Genomic DNA, 6,591 nt, shown 5'->3' with positions numbered 1-6,591 from the left:
AAAGGAAGCAACCGAGAGAATAGCCGGGGACCGAGACCGAGCGCCCTTCCACTCCTTGCCGCTCAAAGTCACCGCCCATCATAGATGGGTCATCATGCCGAGGTCCTGGGACGAACCGAAGGTTCAGGTTCCGTCGCGCACCGCGCGTCCGCCTGCCACTGCTTCCCCCGCAGCCTGGCAATCCCTTCATTTGGGATCATGTGTGGTCGTGTGGACAGCGCCCTGACATGCGGGTTTCCTTGCGGGATGCGGAGGCCAGCGGTAAGGGTGGGATCGACAGCCATGGGTAGATGCGATGATGCTCTCGGCGACCATTCTGACGTTTCCGTATCACCGCGTCACGGTCGGTCCACCTCGCCGGTTGATGACCGGCGGACTACGTGTGACGACGCGACGCTGGTGGAGCTGGCACTGGCCCAGTCACCACTCCTGCTGGCAGTCTATGACACGCAGCTGCGAATCCGACGGATGGACTCCGCGGTGCGCCGCCTGCTCGCACTTGGCGACGGCGACCTGCGCGGGCAGCGTCTGGCGGACCTGCTGCCCGGAAACCCCACCGTCGAGGGCATCACCCAGCAGCTGCGCCGGGTAATGGAGACGGGCGAGAGCGAGCGCCACGAGAACGTCGCACGGGCGCCGGGTGACAGTCGTGAGCGGGCGTGGGCTGCGAGCATCTCGCCGATCAAGGATGCCGCCGGCCGGGTCCAGGGTATCCTGACCGCCGGGTTCGACATCAGCGAACAGTACCGGGCGCGGGAACGGCTGGCCCTGCTCAACGAGGCGAGCAGCCGGATCGGCAGCACCCTGGACGTGACGCGTACCGCCCAGGAACTGGCTGAGCTGGCCGTGCCGGACTACAGCGACTGGGTCAGCGTCGACCTGCTCGACTCGGTGTACCACGGCGGTGACCCGACGCCCGGTCAGCCCACCGGCCCGGTCGCGCTGCGCCGCGTGGCGCACCAGGCCGCCGTTGCCGGCCGCCCGGCGGTCGTGGTCGAGCTGGGACAGGTCGAGACCTATCCGCAGTTCTCACCACCGGCCCGCTGCCTGGTGACCGGCCGTCCTATCCTGCACCGGCCCACGGACCCCGAGATGGCCCGCTGGGTCGCGGACAATCCCCTCCGGGCCGCGGCAGCCTACGATCATGAATTCCATTCCGTGATGTTCGTTCCGCTGCGGGCCCGCGGGAGCATCCTCGGTGTGGCGGTTTTCGCCCGTCACGCCCACCTGGACCCCTTCACGCAGGACGATCTCCTCCTGGCGGAGGAGCTCGGCGCGAGGGCAGCTGTGGCGATCGACAATGCCCGCCACTACACCCGCGAACACGCCGTCGCCCTCACTCTGCAGCGCAGCCTGCTCCCGCAGCGGCTGCCCGTGCAGGCCGCGGTGGACGTCGCCTCCCGTTACCGGCCCGCCGGTTCCGAACTCGGGGTGGGCGGCGACTGGTTCGACGTGATCCCGCTGTCCGGCGCGCGGGTCGCTCTCGTGGTCGGCGACGTGGTCGGTCACGGCGTCCACGCCGCAGCGACCATGGGTCGGTTGCGTACCGCCGTGCGCACTCTCGCCGACGGCGAGCTGCCCCCCGAGGAACTACTCACCCGCCTCGACGACGTGGTCACCCGACTGGCCGTCGAGGAGGGCCTCGCCGCCGACGCCACCACCGAGGACATCGACGCGACCAGTGACATCGGTGCCACCTGTCTGTACGCGGTCTATGACCCGGTGTCCCGCCGCTGTTCGCTGGCCCGTGCCGGCCATCCCCCGCCGGCATTGGTCACTCCGGACGGAACAGTGACCTTTCTCGACGTGCCCGCCGGCCCGCCTCTGGGCCTGGGCGGCCTGCCCTTCGAGGCCATCGAGCTTACGCTGCCCGTTGGCAGCCTGCTTGTCCTCTACACCGACGGCCTGGTCGAATCCCGCGACCGCGACATCGACGACGGCCTGCACGATCTGTGCAGGCTCCTGGCCACACCCGCACCGTCCTTGGACGCCGCCTGCGACACCGTGCTCGACGGCCTTCTCCCCAGCCACCCGAACGATGATGCAGCCCTGCTCATCGCCCGTACCCACGGCCTGGACGACAGCCAGGTCGTCTCCTGGGAGCTGCCCGCCGAACCGGCGGTCGTCGCCCGGTCCCGCGCCCAAACCGGCGATCAACTCGCGGCCTGGGGCCTGGACGAGCTGGCGTTCACCACCGAGCTGGTGGTCAGTGAGCTGGTCACCAACGCCATCCGCCACGGCCGCGGCCCGATCGAGCTACGGCTGATCCGGACCAGCACCCTGACCTGTGAAGTCTCCGATGCCAGCGGTGGCGCCCCACATCTGCGCCGCGCCCACGCCTTCGACGAGGACGGCCGGGGCCTTCTGCTCGTCGCCCAGCTCACGAAGCGCTGGGGCAGCCGCCACACCGCCGATGGCAAGACCATCTGGGCCGAACAGTCGCTACCACCCACCCACCCTATGCGTGATCGATGACCAGCCGGACCCGCCCGGCCGGGTCGCTGAGGTGGTGAGGTGGATTGGGTGGGGTTCTGGCAGTCTGGCAGGGTGACAGGGGCAGAACGGTCTGATGCGCAGCGCACCAGGGGTGTCGACAGCGTAGATTTCTTCGTGTCGTACACGGGGGCGGATGCGCGGTGGGCGGAGTGGATTGCCTGGGTGCTGGAGGACGCCGGATACCGGGCGCTGATCCAGGCATGGGATTTCGGAGCCGGATCGCATTTCGTCAGCGAGATGCACCGGGCGGCCCGAGACGCCGTGCGGACGGTGGCGGTGCTCTCCAGCGCCTATCTGGAGTCCGCTTTCGCGGAAGCGGAGTGGCAGGCGGCTTGGGGGGCCGATCCGTCCGGTCGGGACCGGAAGCTGCTGGCGTTCCGGATCGAGGACTGTGCCCGGCCGGGCCTGCTGGGCCAGCTCGTCACGGTAGACCTGTTCGGCCTGGACCGGGGCACCGCCCGGCTACGGCTGCTGGCCGCGGCCCGGAACGAGCGCGGAAAACCACCGGCGGAGCCGGTCTTCCCCGGTGGGATGATCCCACCGGTACCCCGAACAACAAAAACGGAGCCGGCCTTTCCGGGAATGAGCTTATCGGCTGGCGGGTCCGGGACACCGTCCCCGGGGGCGGCGGCACGGCGCAAAGCGTTGCGGGACGCGGTGACGGTGCTCCATCTCCCCGAGGTGCGCGCGGGCCGGCCCGGCACGCAGACGGATATGGATTGGCTGGCGGAATCGCTGGCCGCCGATGTGGACCAGCTTGCGGCCGTGCATGGCTGTCTCCCCGACCTGCTCGTGGTCACCGGAAATGTGGCCGAGCACGGCCGGGCCAGTGAGTATGGACAGGCCGTGTACCTGTTCGACGGGCTGTTGAGCAGGTGGGGACTGCCGAAGCACCGGTTCGTGGTCGTCCCTGGCAGCCGGGATGTCAACCAGGCGGCGTGCCGCGCCTACTTCGATGGCTGCGAGGCGGACGAGGTCGAGCCGGTGCCCCCGTACTGGCCGAAGTGGCGGCATTTCGAGCGGATGATCACCGCCTTCTACGGCACCGCGATAACGGCGACGTTCGCGGTGGGGCAGGAGTGGTCGCTGTTCCCGGTCGACGACCTGAAGATTGTGGTCGCCGGGCTGAACTCCACCATCGGTGTCAGCCACCGCGCTGATGAGCGGCAGGGCCTGGCCGGCGCGGCGCAGATCCGATGGTTCGTCGACCAGCTCGCCGAGTACGAGCGGCGGGGCTGGCTGCGTGTCGGCGCCGTCCACCATGGGCTGGATATGCCTGGTTCCGCCTCGGACGAGGACGAGGTGCTGGCGGACTCGGCCGCGGTCCTGCGCGACGTCGGCCCCCGGCTCAACCTCCTGCTGCCGGGTCGCTCGGGCGGGGCCACCGGCGCGGGCCCGCCCGCGTCACCCGACGGGCTGTTGTCGCTGCCCGCCGCCAGCGGCACAGTCGGTGCGCTGGCCAGCTATCAGCTGGTGCGGATCGACCGACACGGTGTCTCGCGGTGGGGCCGGACGTTACGGGCGGGCGGCCACGACTGGGCGGACAGCGCCATTGACCGAACCAGCAGTTACGGATCGGCGGGGACAAGCCGGCGGGACCGCCTCGGCCGGGTCTGGGTATCGGCCGACGCGACGTTCCCCGAGAGGGCGCCGGACGGCGAGGCCGCTGACCTGAGGGGGCGACGGCCCGGTCATGACCTGGACGGCGAGGCCGCCGACCTGAGGGGGCGACGGTCCGGTCCGGATCCCGACCGGTTCATCGCCCGGGTCGCCGAGGTCGCCCGGTTGCGGCACGCCGGGCAGCCCGGGGACGCAAGCGTCCTGGAGATCGGCCCCACCATGGCCGGCCCAGGCTACCTGCGGGTCACCTGCCGGGACGGCGCAATGGTCACCCAGCATCCCGTCGGCGTCCTCGAGCATGATCCTGACGCGGCGGCGGTGGAGGTCTTCGCCCGCCACGTGCACCGAGGGTACGCGGCGACTGATCCCCAGCTTGTCTCCGACCTGGTGTACGGCGGCGAGCTGCCCGGGCGGGATCTGGTCGACGCCGCGTGGCGGCAAGGTGTCCGGCTGATCAGCTTCGTGGCGTACCAGGGGCTGATGGACCTGCGGGAGTATGTCGCGGCGCAGACCGTCCGGCTCGAGCGCGACCCGCTCTACCCGCCGCCGCTGTATCTCCCGCAGCGGTTCCGGGGCCTGGACGGCAGGGACAGCAGGGAAGAACGGGCGGGCGATGACGCGCTCGAGGAGGTTGTCAACTGGCTCGCCGCCGACGAGGCGCGGTTCGTGCTGCTCCTCGGCGACTTCGGCCGGGGCAAGACGTTCCTGCTGCACGAACTGGCCCGTACCCTGCCGGACCGGCTGCCGCACGTTATCCCGTTGCTGGTCGAGCTGCGTCACCTGGAGAAAACCCACGGGGTGGATGAGCTTGTCGCCGCGCACCTCATGGCCGCCGGGGTTACCCGGTTCGACCGGGAACGGTTCCGCTACATGCTGCGTCAGGGCCGGATCGCGTTGCTGTTCGACGGCTTCGACGAGCTCGCGTTGCGGGTTACATATGAACGGGCCGCCGACCATCTCGTCACCCTCCTCGACGCCCTCGACGGCCAGGCGAAGGTCGTGTTGACTAGCCGGAGCCAACATTTCCGGTCTGACCAGCAGGTCCGCACCGCTCTCGCACGGCGGGTGGACACGTTGACCGCGGGCCGGGTGGCCGAGTTGGAAGACTTCACCCCCAGCCAGGTCGAAGCGTTCCTGACGCGCTTCTACGACGGCGACCAGGCCCGTGCGGCGGCCCGGTTAGCGCTCATCCACGACATCCGTGATCTTCTTGGGCTGTCCCGGAATCCTCGGATGCTCGGGTTCATCGCCCGGCTGGACGAGGCGCGGCTGCGCCAGGTCCAGGCCCGCACCGGCACGATCACGTCCGCCGACCTCTACCACGAACTGCTTGGCTCCTGGCTTGCCTACGAGGCGGAGCGGGCCCGTCCGTCCGGTGCCGCTCCGGCGCTGACGACCAGCGACCGGTGGGAGGCGCTGACCGCGCTGGCGGTCAAGCTGTGGCAGACCACCGACCGTACGATCAGCGTCAGCGAGCTCGCCAGCACGACCAGCCAGGTGCTGACCACCCTCGACGCGCATGGTCTCGACGAGGGCCAGGCCGCCCACCAGGTCGGCTCCGCTACTCTGCTGGTCCGCACCGGTGAGGACACGTTCACCTTCATCCATGCCTCCGTCATGGAATATCTTCTCGCGGATGCCTGTGTGCCACGGCTGCGTTCCGGCGACGGGGAGGACCTGCTCACCCTGCGGCCTGTCTCCGCGCTGATGGCCGACTTCGTCGTCGGGCGTGCCGGCCGGGACGCTGCCCTGCGCTGGGCGCGCGCGGTGCTCGCCGACCGGGCTGCCACCCACGCCGCCCGGGTTAATGCCCTCGCCTTCGCCCGGATGCTCGACCCGGCCCTGCCGCGGGGCGCGTTGCTTGCTGCGGCCCGGCTGCCCGGCGTCAACCTCGATGGTCTCGACCTCACCGGGGCCGATCTCACCCATGCCGATCTCACGGACGTCCGGCTTGCCGACACGATGTTGCGCCGGGCGGTGCTGCATGGCGCCCGCCTCACCCGCGCGGCCCTCACCCGTGCCGATCTGACCGGTGCTGATCTAACCGATGCCGATTGTGACCATGCCCGGCTGGCATCCTGCGACCTCACCGGCGCGATCCTCGATGGCAGCGGGTGGGCTCGGGCCGCTCTGCTCGGCTGCCAGATCGACCCGGCCGTGCTTGACGGCCCCGAGCTGCGTTCCGCGGCAGTCACCGGACGCGACCAGCCGGTCCTGGTGACACCGCCCGGCGCCGAGGTAGGCGATATTGCCATATCCCTGGATGGGAACCTGCTCGCCTACGCCGCCGGGAGCGCACTGGTCTTCGCTGATCCGCATACCGGAACTCTCCTCCGCATGGTCCCCCATTCGGGTGTGATCTCCTCAGTGGTGTTTTCGCCGGATGGGGGTTTGCTGGCTAGCGGTGGTGGTGATGGGGTGGTGCGGGTGTGGGATGTGGTGGATGGGAGTTGTCGGCATGCGTTGACCGGCCAC

2 protein-coding genes are annotated in these 6,591 nt (G+C 69.9%); both read left to right on the top strand.

The features are described from left to right. The first annotated feature begins 399 nt into the window (after positions 1-399). Positions 400-2,475: a SpoIIE family protein phosphatase gene (locus MJ797_RS23575; RefSeq protein ID WP_239341335.1), complete on the top strand. Its 2,076-nt coding sequence runs from the start codon at positions 400-402 to the stop codon at positions 2,473-2,475. 135 nt (positions 2,476-2,610) lie between these two features. Next, a partial coding sequence (locus MJ797_RS23570) for a TIR domain-containing protein (RefSeq protein ID WP_239341333.1) occupies positions 2,611-6,591 on the top strand: 3,981 nt, incomplete at its 3' end.

Source organism: Protofrankia sp. CiP3, assembly GCF_917627345.1.
Lineage (GTDB): Bacteria > Actinomycetota > Actinomycetes > Frankiales > Frankiaceae > Protofrankia.
This window is presented reverse-complemented; position numbering and strand designations above follow the sequence as displayed.